The sequence below is a fragment of the Nonomuraea monospora genome (assembly GCF_039531895.1).
GTDB lineage: Bacteria > Actinomycetota > Actinomycetes > Streptosporangiales > Streptosporangiaceae > Nonomuraea > Nonomuraea monospora.
Window position 1 is genome coordinate 21711 of sequence record NZ_BAAAQX010000043.1, and the last position, 15073, is coordinate 36783.

General features: G+C 70.4%; 16 protein-coding genes and 1 other RNA gene. 14 read left to right on the plus strand and 3 right to left on the minus strand.

Features of this window, described 5'->3' with window-relative positions:
* Window positions 1-38 precede the first annotated feature (38 nt).
* Window positions 39-1154 carry a peptide chain release factor 2 gene (gene prfB, locus ABD331_RS50155; protein WP_148439390.1) on the plus strand — a complete coding sequence of 372 codons (1116 nt, stop codon included), beginning with the start codon at window positions 39-41 and terminating at the stop codon, window positions 1152-1154.
* A 303-nt stretch (window positions 1155-1457) separates the two neighbouring features.
* On the opposite strand, the gene ABD331_RS50160 is transcribed toward prfB, so the two are convergent.
* On the minus strand, window positions 1458-1649 hold the full coding sequence (locus ABD331_RS50160) for a hypothetical protein (RefSeq protein WP_148439389.1): 192 nt from the start codon (window positions 1647-1649) through the stop codon (window positions 1458-1460).
* A gap of 202 nt (window positions 1650-1851) precedes the next feature.
* On the opposite strand from ABD331_RS50160, the gene ftsE reads away from it, so the two are divergent.
* From ftsE to ABD331_RS50200, 8 genes are all read left to right on the plus strand, one after another.
* The gene (ftsE, locus tag ABD331_RS50165; protein WP_043620538.1) at window positions 1852-2541 is read left to right on the plus strand and encodes a cell division ATP-binding protein FtsE; all 690 of its coding nucleotides are present in this window, start codon (window positions 1852-1854) and stop codon (window positions 2539-2541) included.
* A gap of 20 nt (window positions 2542-2561) precedes the next feature.
* Window positions 2562-3461 carry a permease-like cell division protein FtsX gene (gene ftsX, locus ABD331_RS50170; protein WP_344492686.1) on the plus strand — a complete coding sequence of 300 codons (900 nt, stop codon included), beginning with the start codon at window positions 2562-2564 and terminating at the stop codon, window positions 3459-3461.
* Window positions 3462-3508: 47 nt separating this feature from the next.
* Window positions 3509-3976: an SsrA-binding protein SmpB gene (gene smpB, locus ABD331_RS50175; protein WP_148439387.1), complete on the plus strand. Its 468-nt coding sequence runs from the start codon at window positions 3509-3511 to the stop codon at window positions 3974-3976.
* 19 nt (window positions 3977-3995) lie between these two features.
* On the plus strand, window positions 3996-5852 hold the full coding sequence (locus ABD331_RS50180; protein WP_344492691.1) for a penicillin-binding transpeptidase domain-containing protein: 1857 nt from the start codon (window positions 3996-3998) through the stop codon (window positions 5850-5852).
* Window positions 5853-6159: 307 nt separating this feature from the next.
* Window positions 6160-6543, plus strand: a transfer-messenger RNA (tmRNA) gene (gene ssrA, locus ABD331_RS50185).
* 191 nt (window positions 6544-6734) lie between these two features.
* Window positions 6735-7118: a YbaB/EbfC family nucleoid-associated protein gene (locus ABD331_RS50190; RefSeq protein ID WP_344492694.1), complete on the plus strand. Its 384-nt coding sequence runs from the start codon at window positions 6735-6737 to the stop codon at window positions 7116-7118.
* Window positions 7115-7459 (plus strand): hypothetical protein, encoded by a 345-nt coding sequence (locus ABD331_RS50195; protein ID WP_344492697.1) that lies wholly within the window; start codon window positions 7115-7117, stop codon window positions 7457-7459. Before ABD331_RS50190 ends, ABD331_RS50195 begins: the two co-directional genes overlap by 4 nt.
* On the plus strand, window positions 7456-8559 hold the full coding sequence (locus ABD331_RS50200; protein WP_344492700.1) for a hypothetical protein: 1104 nt from the start codon (window positions 7456-7458) through the stop codon (window positions 8557-8559). Before ABD331_RS50195 ends, ABD331_RS50200 begins: the two co-directional genes overlap by 4 nt.
* A 39-nt stretch (window positions 8560-8598) precedes the next feature.
* Here the strand turns inward: ABD331_RS50200 and ABD331_RS50205 are convergent, their stop codons facing one another.
* Window positions 8599-9687, minus strand: a complete 1089-nt coding sequence (locus ABD331_RS50205; protein WP_344492703.1) for a hypothetical protein — start codon at window positions 9685-9687, stop codon at window positions 8599-8601.
* 129 nt (window positions 9688-9816) lie between these two features.
* Between ABD331_RS50205 and ABD331_RS50210 the strand changes: the two genes are divergently transcribed.
* The 5 genes from ABD331_RS50210 to ABD331_RS50230 all read left to right on the plus strand — a co-directional run bounded on the left by ABD331_RS50210 (window position 9817) and on the right by ABD331_RS50230 (window position 14692).
* On the plus strand, window positions 9817-10308 hold the full coding sequence (locus ABD331_RS50210) for a helix-turn-helix transcriptional regulator (protein WP_344492706.1): 492 nt from the start codon (window positions 9817-9819) through the stop codon (window positions 10306-10308).
* A 111-nt stretch (window positions 10309-10419) separates the two neighbouring features.
* The gene (locus ABD331_RS50215) at window positions 10420-11337 is read left to right on the plus strand and encodes a hypothetical protein (RefSeq protein WP_344492709.1); all 918 of its coding nucleotides are present in this window, start codon (window positions 10420-10422) and stop codon (window positions 11335-11337) included.
* Window positions 11334-11924 (plus strand): hypothetical protein, encoded by a 591-nt coding sequence (locus ABD331_RS50220; protein WP_344492712.1) that lies wholly within the window; start codon window positions 11334-11336, stop codon window positions 11922-11924. The genes ABD331_RS50215 and ABD331_RS50220 overlap by 4 nt, the downstream gene beginning before the upstream one ends.
* Before the next feature lie 162 nt (window positions 11925-12086).
* Window positions 12087-13532 carry a hypothetical protein gene (locus ABD331_RS50225; RefSeq protein ID WP_344492715.1) on the plus strand — a complete coding sequence of 482 codons (1446 nt, stop codon included), beginning with the start codon at window positions 12087-12089 and terminating at the stop codon, window positions 13530-13532.
* Window positions 13529-14692, plus strand: a complete 1164-nt coding sequence (locus ABD331_RS50230; protein WP_344492718.1) for an ARPP-2 domain-containing protein — start codon at window positions 13529-13531, stop codon at window positions 14690-14692. The genes ABD331_RS50225 and ABD331_RS50230 overlap by 4 nt, the downstream gene beginning before the upstream one ends.
* On the opposite strand, the gene ABD331_RS50235 is transcribed toward ABD331_RS50230, so the two are convergent.
* On the minus strand, window positions 14637-15047 hold the full coding sequence (locus ABD331_RS50235; protein WP_344492721.1) for a hypothetical protein: 411 nt from the start codon (window positions 15045-15047) through the stop codon (window positions 14637-14639). The genes ABD331_RS50230 and ABD331_RS50235 overlap by 56 nt on opposite strands.
* Window positions 15048-15073: the final 26 nt, after the last annotated feature.

The following is a 15073-nucleotide window of genomic DNA, read 5'->3' on the forward strand; positions in this document are numbered from 1 at the left end:
TTATTCGGGCCCGCGAGGGTCGCGTACCCTTGGGAGACGTGGCAGGCATCGATCCGGCAGAAGAGATCAACGAGCTCCGGGGCACGCTCCGCAGCATCCAGGACGTGCTCGACCTCGACGCGATGCGCAAGCAGATCGCGGAGCTGGAGCAGCAGGTTGCCGCGCCCGACCTCTGGGACGACCCTGAGCAGGCCCAGAAGGTCACCAGCAAGCTCTCCCACCTCCAGGGCGAGCTCAACCGTGTGGAGGGCGTCGCGCGGCGCCTGGAAGACCTCACGGTCCTGTACGAGCTGGCGGCCGAGGAAGCCGACGACGACACGCGCGCCGAGGCCGACAAGGAGCTCGAAGGACTGAAGTCCGACATCGGAGCTCTGGAGGTCCGCACGCTGCTCTCGGGCGAGTACGACGCCCGAGAGGCGCTCGTCACGATCAACTCCCAGGCGGGCGGCGTCGACGCGGCCGACTGGGCGGAGATGCTGCTGCGCATGTACCTGCGCTACGCCGAGCGCAAGGGCTACTCCACCGAGGTCTACGACACCTCCTACGCGGAGGAGGCCGGCATCAAGTCGGCCACCTTCACGATCAAGGCGCCCTACGCGTACGGCACGCTGCGCGGCGAGCACGGCACCCACCGGCTGGTCCGCATCAGCCCGTTCGACAACCAGGGGCGGCGGCAGACCTCGTTCGCGGGCGTCGACATCGTGCCGGTCGTCGAGCAGACCGACCACATCGACATCAACGAGGACGAGATCCGCGTCGACGTCTACCGCTCCAGCGGCCCCGGCGGCCAGGGCGTCAACACCACCGACTCGGCCGTGCGCATCACGCACCTGCCGAGCGGCATCGTGGTCTCCTGCCAGAACGAGCGCTCCCAGCTGCAGAACCGCGCGACGGCCATGAACGTCCTTCAGGCCAAGCTGCTGGAGCGCAAGCGGCAGGAGGAGGCCGAGAAGATGTCGGAGCTGCGTGGCGCCACCACCACCTCGTGGGGCACGCAGATCCGCAACTACGTGCTGCACCCGTACCAGATCGTGAAGGACCTGCGCACGGGCACGGAGGCGGGCAACCCGACGGCGGTGCTCGACGGCGATCTCGACGAGTTCATCGAGTCGGAGATCCGGTGGATGCGACGCCAGGAGTCGGGCGCCGAATAGGGCGATCCGGCCGGGCAAAGGTCGGACGGCTGGGCCCATGCGCGGCGGGATGGGCCGGTTGTGCGACGGCCCGCTGTTCGACGCCGCCCCATGGAGGCGCGGGTTGAGGCATGGAGACACGGGCCACCGCTTGGAAGCGCGCGGCCCGAAGCACGAAACTGCGCAGGCGCGGGCAACCGTGCAGGGTGGCGAGTGTGGGCTGAAGTGCGGAGCCGCGCAGGGCTGGAAGGCCGGGCGGGCGTGGGAAGGCCCGCGGGCGTCAAGGGCCGGGCGGGCGTGGAAGGCCCGGCGGGCGGAAGTGGGTCAGGCGCCGAGCAGGTGCTGGGCCGCGAGGCTCAGCAGCAGCAGGACGACGAGGAGCAGGGCGATGAGGGCGGGTGACAGCCCGGCGAAGCCGTGGTTGTGCATCCGCTCCCGGTTGGCGCGGCAGACGGGGCAGCGCCCCTCGACCACGGGGTGAGCGCACTGCGCGCATACGAGGTGTTCACAACTCATGACAGCCCCAAGTCTAGCCGCACAATCGTTTTGTTTCCGTTATGGACGTTCCATGCCAGTCTTCCCCCTAGACTGTCGTCTGGCCAATCGGAACGTCGATCATCAGTAAAGTCAACGCCCCCGATCGGCCGGTGGCGGGAAGTGGGCATGTGCCACCCTCGCTTCCGTCCTGACCCCTAGACTGGCATGCCGTGATGCTCTCGTGATCCATTTCGATAATGTCACCAAGGTCTACGCGAACCAGAACCGGCCCGCCCTCGACCACGTATCCGTTGACGTGGACAAGGGCGAGTTCGTGTTCCTCGTCGGTCCCTCGGGATCAGGCAAGTCGACGTTCCTGCGTCTGATCCTCAAGGAGGAGCGGCCCAACTCCGGCGCGATCCACGTCGCCGGCAAGGACCTGGCCCGCCTCTCCAACTTCAAGGTGCCGCACCTGCGCCGCCGCATCGGCTGCGTCTTCCAGGACTTCAGGCTGCTCCCCAACAAGAACGTCTACGAGAACGTGGCGTTCGCCCTCGAGGTCATCGGCAAGCCACGGCGGTTCATCCGCAAGGTGGTGCCCGAGGTCGTCGAGCTGGTCGGCCTGGAGGGCAAGGCCCACCGCATGCCCGACGAGCTGTCCGGCGGCGAGCAGCAGCGCGTCGCCATGGCCCGCGCGTTCGTCAACAGGCCGATGATCCTGCTGGCCGACGAGCCCACGGGCAACATCGACCCCGCGACGAGCATCGGCATCATGAAGGTGCTCGACCGCATCAACAGGACTGGCACCACGGTCGTCATGGCCACGCACGACGCGGCCATCGTCGACTCCATGCGTAAGCGTGTCGTGGAGCTGGAGGACGGCAAGATCGTCCGTGACCAGTCGCGTGGCGTGTACGGCCAGGCGTACTGACAGGGAGCTGCAGACAAGACATGCGGGCGAATTTCATCTTCTCCGAGGTCTGGATCGGCCTCCGTCGCAACCTGACCATGACGATCGCCGTCGTCATCACCGTGGCGGTCAGCATGGCACTCCTGGGCGTCGGCCTGATGATCAACAGCCAGGTCGGGCTGATGAACGGCTACTGGGCCGACAAGGTCGAAGTCTCGGTCTTCCTCTGTAAGAAGGGGACGGCCATGCCGGCCTGCAACGGCAAGGCGATCACGCCCGCGCAGACCAAGGCGCTCCAGGAGCACATCAAGAACACCCCCGGGGTGAAGGGTGTGCTCTTCGAGGACGAGACAGCCGCGTACGAGAACTTCAAGCAGTCGTTCTCGTCCAACAAGGCCCTCGTCGACGCGACCAAGGTCGAGGATCTGCCCCAGTCGTTCAGGATCAGCCTCCAGGACCCCGACAACTACCAGCCCGTCATCGACGCCATGAAGGGCCAGCCCGGCGTGGCGCAGGTGATGGACCAGAAGCAACTGATCTCCCCGTTCTTCAACCTGCTCAACACGCTGGCGATCGCCGCCCTCTCGGTGGCCATCGTGCTGGTGCTGGCGGCGGCCCTGCTGATCGGCAACACGGTGCGGCTGTCGGCGTTCAACCGGCGCAGGGAGACGGGCATCATGCGGCTGGTCGGCGCCTCCAACCTCTACATCCAGCTTCCGTTCGTCATGGAAGGCGTCATCGCCGGCCTGGTCGGCGGGGTGTTCGCCGCGGTCATCCTGATCATGGCGAAGGTGTTCCTGTTCGACGAGGTCGTCACCTTCTTCGGCACCGGGCTCGGCTGGAACGACCTGGCGCAGACGATCACGCTCACTATGATCATCGGTGTCGTGATCTGTATCCTGGCCTCGTTCGTGACGCTGCGCCGCTACCTCAGGGTGTAGGGGTGCGCTTGGGTCGTGACCGCCCCGGTCGCCGGTAAAGTCGAAGCATGCCACGTGAGACCGGGCGGAAGGTCATCGCCCAGAACAAGCGCGCTCGGCACGACTACCACGTCGAGGACACGTTCGAGGCGGGTCTGGTGCTGCAGGGCACCGAGGTGAAGTCGCTGCGCGAGGGCCGCGCCTCGCTCGTCGACGGCTACGCCAGCATCGACGGCAACGAAGCGTGGCTGCTCAACGTGCACATTCCCGAATACTCGCAGGGCACGTGGACCAACCACACGGCGCGCCGCAAGCGCAAGCTGCTGCTGCACCGCAAGGAGATCGACAAGCTCGCCGCCGCGACGAAGGAGGGCGGGCTGACGATCGTGCCGCTGACGCTCTACTTCAAGGACGGCAGGGCCAAGGTCGAGATCGCCGTGGCCCGGGGCAAGAAAGACTGGGACAAGCGGCAGGCACTGGCGGAGCAGCAGGCCAAGCGGGAGATGGCCCGGGCGCTGCGGCACCGCAACCGATGAGAGTGTGACACCGCAACCGATGAGACGCGCCCGCCGCACCTTGGCCGCGACCGTCACCCTGGCGGTCGCGAGCACCACGCTGACCGGCTGCTTCGAGGAGCCGTCACCGCACGACGCGGTGCGCGACTTCCTCGTGGGCTGGCAGACGGAGGACTACGACCTGGCCGCAGGCCGCACCGACGGCGACGTGGCGACGGTGCGCCAGGCGCTGGCCGACGCCAAGCTGGAGCTCGACGCGGCCTCGTTCCGCTTCAAGATCTCCAGCATCAGCGTGACCGGCGAGGAGTCCAAGGCCGACTTCCACGCCGAGGTCGACCTGGGGGAGAACAACCCCCTGTGGCAGTACGAAGGCGTGCTGCCGCTGCACCTGGTCGACGGCGTCTGGAAGGTGCGCTGGTCGCCCTCGGTGCTGCATCCGCAGCTCAAGGAGGGTCAGCGGTTCGCGGTCGCGACCGAGCCGCGCCCGCGCCAGCCGGTGGTCGACAGGGACGACGACCCGCTCCAGAGCGACACCGTGCTCTACGTCGCGGGCGTCTACCCCAACCAGCTCGGCGGCCAGGCCGAAAGCGTCGTGGCCCAGCTCTCCGAGGTCACCGGCTACGCCCAGGACCGGCTGCTGAGCCGGGTCAGGTCCTCGCCGCCCGACGACTTCGTGCAGCTCGTGACGTTCGGGCGCTCGCGGTACCTGTCGATGCAGGCGAAGCTGGAGGCCATCGACGGGCTGGAGGTCAACCCGCAGAAGCAGCCGGTCGAGCCCGACGCGCCGCGCCAGATCGTGGGCAGCGTCAGCGCGCTCACGCCGGAGACGGAGCAGAAGCTCGGCGGCCCGCAGCGGGCGGGCGACTCGGTGGGCAGGAACGGCCTGCAGCAGGCCTACCAGAACTATCTGACCGGCTCCACCGAGACCACGGTGATCACCCTCGACCTCAAGACCGGCCAGCAGGTCGCGGAGCTCAAGCAGTGGTCGGGCCGGCAGAACGCTTCGGTCAAGACCACCATCGACCGGGTCACGCAGACCGCGGCCGAGCAGGCGGTGGCCGACACCGAGACGAGCGCGCTGGTGGCGGTGCAGCGCGACACCGGCGAGATCCTCGCGGTCAGCGCCAAGGGCCTGCACCAGGAGCGCGACGCGCTGGCCGGCAAGTTCCCCGCCGGCACGGCGTTCTCGATCGTGGCCGCCGACGCGCTGCTGAAGAAGGGCGTGAGCCCCAAGCAGAAGCTGGCCTGCCCGCAGGAGCGCACGGTGGGCGGGGCCAAGTTCGTCTACGCGGGGCAGTCCACGGGCGTCACGACGTCGGCCACCCTCCAGGAGAACTTCGCCAAGGGCTGCGTGACGGCGCTGGCCTCGCTGGCCCGCCGCGTCACGGCCGACGAGCTGGACAGGAGCGCCAAGGCGTTCGGGGTGGGGCTGCCGTGGCGGCTGCCGCTGAAGTCGTTCAGCGGGACGCTGCCCGAGCTGTCCAGCGACGCCGACAAGGCCAAGGCGATCGCGGGCCAGAACGTCGAGATGAGCCCGCTCAGCATGGCCCTGGTGGCCGCGGCGGTGGGCTCGGGCACGTGGCGGCCGCCGGTGCTGGTCACCTCGCCGAAGTCGCCCGACCCGGCCGCGGAGACGACGCCGGCCGTCCAGCCGGCTCCGGTGGCGATGGACCCGAAGGTGCGCGCGGCGCTGATGACCATGATGCGGGCCGGCGCGGCCGGCACGCCCGCCCAGGCGGGCAAGGGCCGCGTCTACGGTGTGCGGGCGTCGGCGGGCAGCCAGCAGGGCTGGTTCGTCGGCTGGCAGGGCGATGTGGCCGTCGCTGTGCTGACCAAGAACTACGACGCGGCGGCCGTCGCGGGCAGCTTCTTCGCAGGGCTGCGCAACTCTCCGTGAAATAGTCGCGACGCGGAGCAACCATTCGGGCCGCGGGTTGCGTCTTACTGAATGTCTGGGCCCGCTCGGGGGGTTGCGGTCCCAGGCGCCGTGATGAGACAGGACTTCATCTCGGGGGAAGTCCTGCCGTCCGGACCGGCTCGACCCTGCCGGTCGGCCCCCGGGAGCGCGTGCCTCAGCGCCGCGCTCCCGGGGGTTTCGGCGTCCCCGGGTACACCCGGAATTAAGTTGGCGTTGAGGGTGTTGTCCCATGTACATTCATCAATGCGCGACCCCGTCCAGGCGGGGGCGTGTTGATAACTGCACAGGGGGTGACTGGCTTCGACTTTGACCTTGCAAGCCAGGTGAAGCGGGCCGAGGACTGCGGACATAACCTCGTTAATCCTGTGACCGTAACCAACAAGTGCCAATTCCAAGAGCACTGTGGCTGCCAGGGACTCCCTGGCGCTCGCTGCCTAAGTAGCGAAACCACTGTCAGCCCGGGAGTGCCTTCGGCCCGGTGTCTGGCATCATCAGAAGGCTCAACCGATCAACCCGGCCACGGGGGCGATCGGGAAACCAAACAGTGGCTGAGCCCGTCGGCGACTCGCCTGCGTGATCGCCGGGGCTGAGAAAAGCACAGCAGGCTGCGCCCGGAGAAGCCCTGACTTGGGGTTGAAGGACGCGGGTTCGATTCCCGCCACCTCCACCACAGACCGCCTCTGACCTGCGGATACGCCGCAGGTAGGGGCGGTTTTCGTGTTTTCTGGCCCCGGTCGCCGGTGGAACCGCCGGTGAACCGCGGGCGAACTTTCAAGATCAACCACGTGGGACGCCACGCCCTTCTGCTTGGATCTCTTTGGCCGAAATTTGCCATCGAGCATGACCGAAAGTGAGGGGCCCATGGCGACCTCGGACGAGGCCGACTTCCTGGACAGGTTCGCCGAGCTGCGGGAGGTCGCGGCGGCGGCCAACGGCCTGGTCAAGGTGGAGGTCGACGGCACCAGCGACCTGGTGGGGCTGGTGATCGACCCCAGGGCGATGCGGCTGCCGTCCGAAGAGCTGGCCGCCGCGATCAGGGAGGCGTTCGGGCGGGCCCGCGCCGTCGCGCAGGAGCGCGCCATGCAGGCCGTCCCCGAGGCGCTGCGGCAGGAGACGCCGGAGCTGACCGCCCTGCTGAAGGGCATCGAGGCCGACGCCCGCGGCAACATGAACGAGATCCTCCTGGCCGCCGACGAGCTGACCGCGCGGCTGGACCGGCTGATGCGGCAGGGCACGCGGCGATGAACGGCAACGGTGACGGCATCCAGGTCGTCCACGGCAGCCGGGTCGTGTCCGCGGGCCGGCTCAGGGACCAGGCGGACCACCTGGAGCGGGCCCTGGGCGGCGCGCTCGGCAGGGCCGAGTACGCCGGAGGCGCGGGAGCGCCGCCCGAGCGGCCGGGGGCGCAGTTCGACGTCGAGTTCGCGGGGCTGACCGAGCTGGTGCGCGGCGCCTTCGGATCCACGACGCGGACGCTGCGCGACCACGCCGCCAAGGCCGAGGCGTCGGATCGGAACTACGCGCACGCGGAGCAGACCGGCATCGAGGCCGCGAGCGAGCTGCGAGCCCGTCTGGAGGGGCTGTGAGCTGGGAGCTGCCGTCGGGCCTGCGGGCCGTGCACGGGCTCGTCGCGTCGGACGCCCCCTGGCCGCGCGCCGACGAGACGCAGCGCATGGACGGGGCCGGATCGTGGCTGGACCTCGCCTCCGCCACGCAGGACGGCCAGGCGGAGTCGGCCTCGGCCGTCTCCCAGGTACGGGCGTCGGGCAACTACAGCGGCGACGTGTCCGTCTTCGAGAGCTCCTGGGGCGGCACCGAGGAGCGGATGAGCGACGGCGCGCTGGCCAACGCCCTGGTCGGCACCGGGACGACCGCGGTCGTGGTGTTCCGCACCGTGTGGAAGTACGTCGTCGTGCTGGCCCTCCTCGCGCTGCTGCTGTCGATCATCCGGGCCTTCGCGCTGGGCCCGGCGCTGGGCGCGCTCTTCACCAGGATCCGGACGATGGGGACGCGCAAGGCGCTCCAGGCCACCCTGGCCCAGATCGAGCGGAACATCGGCTCGAACGCGGTCGAGGCCCTGCGCCTCGCCAAGCGCATGCTGGCCCGCGGCATGATCGTGCCCGGCTTCCAGACGGCCCTGGTGGTGGCCGACACGCTCACGCTCAACCCGTTCGACGACAACTCCAGCGCCCGCGAGGCCGCCGAGAGGGTGCTGAACGAGACGCCTGAGGGGCGGGCGGCGCTCGCGTACGCCGAGGAGCACGGCATCACCACCCTGTACCAGAACGAGCGGAACCAGTACGCCTCCGGCTACGACAGGAACCTCAACGTCATCCGGATCGGCGGCGCCGGCTGGTCCTCCTCCGAGGCCATGGCGGGCGAGTTCGTCCGGCAGGTCGAGATCGCCAGGAGCCGCTGGGACCCGAACCCCCTCAGCATGGACTCGCAGGAGTACTACGAGGCGCGCGCCAAGGAGGACCAGGCGGCCAACCGGGCGGCGTACCGCTTCGGCACGCAGCTCGGCTACGAACAGGACGCCCGCGCGACCTACGGTGAGAACAACTTCACCGAGTACGGCGTGGACGGCGGGGACTACGTCCACGAAGACCGGCAGGCGCTGAAGCGGGCCATCGCCAACGGCCCCTTCAGGCTGTTCAACGACGGCCCGCTCGACTACACCCGCTGACACCGAGTCCCCCGCCCCGAGGCGGGGGACGGGCGGGCGTCAGGCGCTGGACGCGAACGTGGCGAAGAAGGCGCTGTCCGCCGGGGCTCCGCCCGGGGCGAAGCAGGCCACGGTACGGGCCACGGCGTCGGTGCCGCTGATCGTCCACAGGTCGGAGAGCTGGCAGTAGACCGGCCGGCCGCTGTAGGCGGTCACCTGCATGTGGGTCTCGCGGACGCCGACCCCTGGATAGACGACGTCCCACTGGCCGGGGGCGACCTGGGCGGCCACGTTGGGCCCGGCGACCGAGTTGTAGTTGGTGTCGGGCATCGGCGCGCCGGACACCGGGTGCAGGAGGTAGCCGAGGTGGATCGGCGGGCCAGGCACCCCGTAGACCGTGCGCTTGTGGTGGTGCGACAGGGTGAAGCCGCTGTCGGCGTCGCGTCCCGAGCGGTCGGTGCAGGCCAGGTAGACGAGGTAGCCGCTCTGGCCGAGCGACCAGTCGGCGACCCGGCAGTGGCGGGGCGTGCCGCTCCCCGCGACCGCCGTCACCTGGAAGTCGCCCGTGTAGGCGCGCGGGTTCGGGACGGGCAGCTCGACCCGGTAGCGGCCGGGGGCCTGCTGGACGACCGTGTTGGCCAGGCCGGTCGAGTTGAAGCCGGTGATGAGCGTCCCGGTGGCGTTGGCGTGCACGTACGCGTGGCTGCCGGCGGGCGAGGAGCCCGTGCTGGCCGTGTAGAGCACCGTGAAGCGCCTGTCAGCCAGGGCGCCGGCGGCGTCGAAGCACCACACGTAGACCAGCTCGTTGCGGCCCGAGGGGCCCCAGCGGCCGGCCTGGCAGAAGCCGCCCGTGGCGTCCACGGCGGTCACGTGCACGATGCCGGCGCCGTAGCCGCCGGTGCACGGGAAGGTTACCTGGTAGAAGCCGACGGACGGGTTCGACACCTGCCCCCAGGCGGCCGGGCAGGCGGCCTTGTAGCTGCCCGACTGGTGGGCGGTGCTCATGATGTACCCCGGTGGCGGGGTGGCGTTGTCCAGGTAGGCGAAGGCCCACACGTCGGGAACGGCAGCCTGCGCCGGCCCCGCCCCTGACAGCAGCGCGGCCAGGCCGAGCAGCAGCCCGGCCAGCAGCCTCGATAACTTGCCCATGGATCCCCCTTGTGCTCTGTCCTGAAGGCCCAGGGTTGCGGCCGGCCGCGCGGGCGGGCCATACGGAGAAGTACGTAGTGTGCAGAAGTACCTGGACGGCGGGCTCGCGGTGTGCTGGCATGCCCCGCTATGGAGGTGTCGCGGCGGGACTACGAGCGCGTGCTCGTCCTGGTGGTCGAGCTGCTGGTCGGGGTGGCCATGGAGCTGGAGCCCGAGCTGGCGCGACCGGCGGCCGAGCCCGCGGATGGGCTGCGCTGCCCGCTCTGCCGCCCGCCGCGCGAGGAGACCACTGAGCGGGCCAGGATCCGGCCGCTGCTCGTCACCGCCGAGAAGCGGCTGCGCCACCTGGTCCGGTGGCGGGAGTCGCTGCTCGCCCTCGCGGACGACCCGGACCGGCAGGCGGGGCTCGGGGTCACGCCACGGGAGCTGGGGGTGCTGGGGCTGCTGGCCGAGGGGCTGACCGCGGGCACGATCGCGCGGCGGCTGGGCATCTCACCTCGTACGGTCAGCAAGCACCAGGAGAACCTCTACCGCAAGCTGGAGGCCACCAACCGGGTCACGGCGATCCGGCACGCGCAGTGGCTCGGCCTGCTGCCGGAGGCGGATCCGCCGCCGCTTTGAGCGATCGTTCGCGAGCAATGAGTTACAACTCTGCCACTCTGTCACCAAATATAGCTCTACGTGTGCTTAGGTGTTGCTTTGACATTCCTGTGTGTTAAGTGGGGTTGAAGCGTGTCAAGGTACGACTGGCGCCACTGGGCGTTCGCGCCGATAGTGGGGCTGCTGGTGTCGGGGGTGCTGCTGATGGCGGGGGCGGTGGGCGCCCTGCTGAGGTTCGTGGGCGCGGCGACGGCTCCGGCGGCGGCCGAGCTCGTGGTCACGCTCGTCATCGCGGTCTTCCTGACCACGGTGCTGAGGATCGTCAGGGCGGTGCCCGACATCCGGCGCGAGAGCGCCGCGACGGAGCGGGCCGTGGCGAACATCGGGTCGGTGCGGCCCAGCGAGGACACGCTGGTGGCGCGGCGGCTCAAGCTGTTCAAGGAGGCCGCGGAGGCCGGCGGCGACTGCGAGGGCGTGCTGAGCGCCCGCTCCGCGCTGGACGAGAGCGAGCTGGCCAACAGGCACCACCTCGACCACGCGCTCATCTGGGCGCTGCCGGTCTTCGGGTTCATCGGCACCGCGCTCACCATGGCGGCGATGGTCGGCTCGTTCGGCAACGCGCTGGACGGGCAGGGCGACCCCAGCGTGCTGATCGCCGCGCTCAAGCAGTACGTGCTGCCCGAGCTGGCCTCCGCGTTCGGCGTCACGATGGTCGCGCTGTTCCTGAGCGTGCTCGCGTTCGGCGCGATGGCCCTGGTCGAACGGGGTGAGCGGGCCAACGTCGGAGCGGCGGACGAGGTGTTCCTGATCTACCTGGCGCGGCTGCCCGGCAAGGAGGCGGCGCCCGCCCAGGCGGGGCTCAGCCGCGAGCTGGCCCAGGGGCTGACCAAGGAGCTGTCCCAGGTGCAGGGCCTGACGCAGGAGCTGGCCCACACGCGGGGCAGGACCGAGGAGCTGGTGAAGGGGCTGGACGCGCTGCGTACCGCCGTGGAGCGGCTGACCGCGGCGGAGACCAAGCCGCAGCGGTACTCGCTGGTGAGGGAGCAGTGAGGAGGCGGGCTCCCCGGTCGTTCGCGCCCCCGCTCGACCTGCGCTTCATCGACCTGTTCATGGCCATCGTGCTGGCGCTGTCGTTCGTGGCGATCATGCTGACCGTCGTGACCCGCATGCTGCCGACCGACGACGCCACGCCGCCCGCCCGTCAGCAGCGCAGCGTGGCCCAGCTCGAACGGCAGCTCGCCGCCGCCGAGCAGGCCAGGCGCGCGGCCGAGGCCGAGCTGCGCACCACGCGCGAGCAGATCTCCGAGCAGACCGCCTTCGCCCTGCCCTGGTGGCTGATCGGCTTCTGCGCGCTGCTCGGCGTGCTGGCCGTGTTCATGAACTGGCGGGTGCGGCTGTGGAACAAGGGCAACCTGCCGCCGTTGTGGAGCTGGGGGCTGGTCACGCTCGTGGTGGCGGTCGTCACGGTGGTGATCAGGTCGCTGAGCGACGGCCAGGGGTACCTGCTGCTGGCCGAGATCCCGTGGTGGGCCGCCGACGTCCTCTGCCTCGGGCTGCTGCTGGTCGCGCACGTGCTGATCTCGGACATCCGCGATCGGCAGGCCACGCTCGGGAAGATCAAGACACAGACCCGGTGAGGCGGTGCAAATTCCATCGCGCTCGCCGGGAACCGCCGGTAAGGTCCGGAATCAGACTGGCCGCGGGACTTCGGTACGACTTCCGGAATCCGCCTGTACAGCGAACCTTTCGCAGATCGTGCCCCCATTCCCCGGCCAGTCCCCACCACCCCGGGGGAGCCGATGGAGACCTACGCCGACCTGATCGAGTGCGAGGACGTGCTGCTCTTCGCGAACGCGGCGATCACCTCGACCGGCCAGCGCGAGTTCCACAGCGCGGCCGGCGAGCAGCGGCTCTCCCTCGCCTTCCTGCACAGCTACATCCACGGCAACTATCCCGACCTGTACGCCGCCACGCTCGCGCTGGACATCAACGACCACAACGCCGCCCTGATCATCGCCAACCTGCTCAGGCGCAAGGGCGGCCACCAGGGCGACGCGCGGCTCATCGCCCGGCGGCTGAGCCGGATGAGCCCGCCCCGCGTCTACCGCCTGTTCAAGGAGCTGCGCAGCGCGGGCGTGAACAACCGGCGCACCCGCGCGCTCATCCGCGACTGGCTCGCCGCCCGGCCCGACCTGGCCTTCGACGCGGTCAAGTACCGCACGGCGGTGAAGTCGGCGGTGCGGCACGCGCACCTGCGGCCCGAGGGCGAGCTGGGCGCCTTCCTGTTCGCGCCGTTCAGCCGCGCCCGGTACGACACGCCCGTCCTGGAGGCGTGGCGGCGGGCGCACTACGACAAGAACGCCCTGTACGACCTGCCGTACACGGTCGCCGAGGGCTTCGCCGCCCGCCACGGCATCAGCCGGGCCGTCTTCCTGGAGCGGGTCGCGCCCCGGCTGACCCGGCTGGAGCGGCTGCGGCTGAGCGAGTCGGCCGGGCGTGACGGCGTACGCACCGAGGCGGACCTGGCCGCGATGCCGCTGGTCAGGCTGGCCTCGTACGTGCTGTCGCTGGGCGCCGACGCGCGGGCGCGGCGGCGCGATGAGCTGGTTGGCGCCCTGCGCGCGTCGGCGGCGCGGGCGGCGGGCGCGCGGGCCGGCACGTGGGGGCTGGTGACGGCGGTCCTGGACGACAGCTTCTCCGCCTTCGGCTCGCCGGCGAAGCGCCACCGGCCGCTGGCCGTCGCGCTGGCCTGCCACTACCTGCTGGAGGCGCTGGCGGGCGGCTACCGCGCGCTGTGGCTGTCCGGCCGCTCCGACCCGCTCCAGGCCCGCCCGACCGGCCCCACCCCGCTGGGCCGGCGGATCCTCGACGGCCTCGAAGGGCGGCCCGACCTGCTCGTCATCGTCTCCGACGGCTGGGACAACGCGCCTCCCGGGCTGGCGGGCGAGGTGCTGCGCGTCTGGCGGCGCAAGCTCGACCCGGCGGGCGAGGTCGGGATCGTGCACCTGAACCCGGTCTACGACGCCGGGCAGTTCGAGGTGCGGCGGCTGTCCAGGGTGGTGCCGACCGCCGGCATCCGGGACGCCGAGGATCTTCCGGCGCTGGTGGAGCTGGCCAGGTTCGCGGAGGGGCGGACGGGGCTCGCGGAGCTGCGGGCGTACCTGGAGGATCGGGCGGCTCTGCTGGATCGGGCGGCACTGGAGGATCGGGCGGCGGCTCTGCGGGATCGGGTGGTGCGGTCGTGATCGACCTGACGGGGCTGGAGACGCGGCCCGCGCAGACCTGGGGTGCGATGCGGCTGGTGCCGCTCGTGCGCCGCGAGCCCATCGTGGACCTGCGGCTGCACGCCAAGGTGTACGGCGACGAGGCCAGCGTGGTGTCCCTGCCGGACCACACGTTCTACACGGCGTACGTGCCGCACGCCTTCGTCGCGTCCTGGACCGCCGACGGCACCCCGGCGGCGGCGTACGGCACGCAGCTCGGGCAGCCGCTGCGGCACGTCCCGGTCAGGACGCGGCGCAGGATGGCCCGCCGGGTGGAGGCGAACCGGCTCAGGTTCCTGCCGCTGCACCTGGCCCTGGAGGGCTATCTCGCGCTGCACTTCGGCGGCCCCGAGATCGCCTGGGAGGAGTGGTCGCGCGCGGCGATCTCACGCGGCCTGTCCCCGCGCGCCGAGGACGCCTACACGGGCGCCGAGGTGCGCGGGCTGGACGACGCGCTCAAGGTCTTCGAGATCCACCCGGGGCAGTGCGGGCTGCTGTTGTACACGGGGGACACGCTGGCCAGTGCTTTCGTGGTGCCGCACCCCGCGGACTACCGGGCGCTGCACCCGACCCTCGTCCGCGACCTGTACGGCGAGCTGATCCACGAGTACGCCCTGTTCTACCCGGCCAGGGACTTCCCCGCGGTGATCGACGACAGCGCGGTCACCTCGTTCGCCGACCTGCGCGCCGAGGCCGAGCGGCAGGAGCGGGAGTGGGCGGGCTTCCACGACTCGGTCATGGCGGCCGGGCTGCTCGGCGCGCCCAAGCGGGTGGAGCAGGTCTACCGGATGGGCCCGTACACACTGAGCCGGTTCCTGCCCTCGTTCGAGCGCAAGAGCGAGAACCACATCGGCGAGACGATCACCGGCGCGGACGGGCGGCTGGCGTACCTGAAGACGTTCAGACTGTCGGAGTCGCAGTGCCGGCGCGGCCACCTGCTGAGCGAGCTGGCCGCGCACGGCTGGAGCATGGCCGCCACCGCGGCCACCCTCCGGCTCGACGTGCCCCAGCTCGCGGCGCGGCTGGAGCGGGCGGGGTTCGGCTCCTTGCTGCGGCAGGACGTACTCGACGGCTACCGCAAGGCGCTCAATGAGCGCACCCGGCGTACTCGTCGAGGCGGCGCAGCATCGCCACCAGCATGAGCGGGAACATCACCACGTGCGAGACCAGCATCAGCCCGTCGGCGTCCATGACGCCCGTCCACAGCAGCGGGAAGAGCAGGACGGCGGGCGCGAACATGATCGCGCACATCTCCAGCGTCGGCGCCCAGCCGTGGCCGCGGAACCGCATCCACGCGGCCATGCCGATCGACATGTTCAGCGCCATCGACAGGTACCAGAGCTCCGGCTGCCCGGCGTGGGAGACGCCGAGGCCAACGGCCGACTGCAGCATGCCGAGCGCGAACATCCCGACGAACATCGCGATGATCATTTCGAGGTAGTGGAGGGCGAACCTGCCCCAGCGGCGTCCGGTCTTGGGGGGCGTCGTCGTTGTCATGCCCCGACTGTGTCCGGTACGGGTGG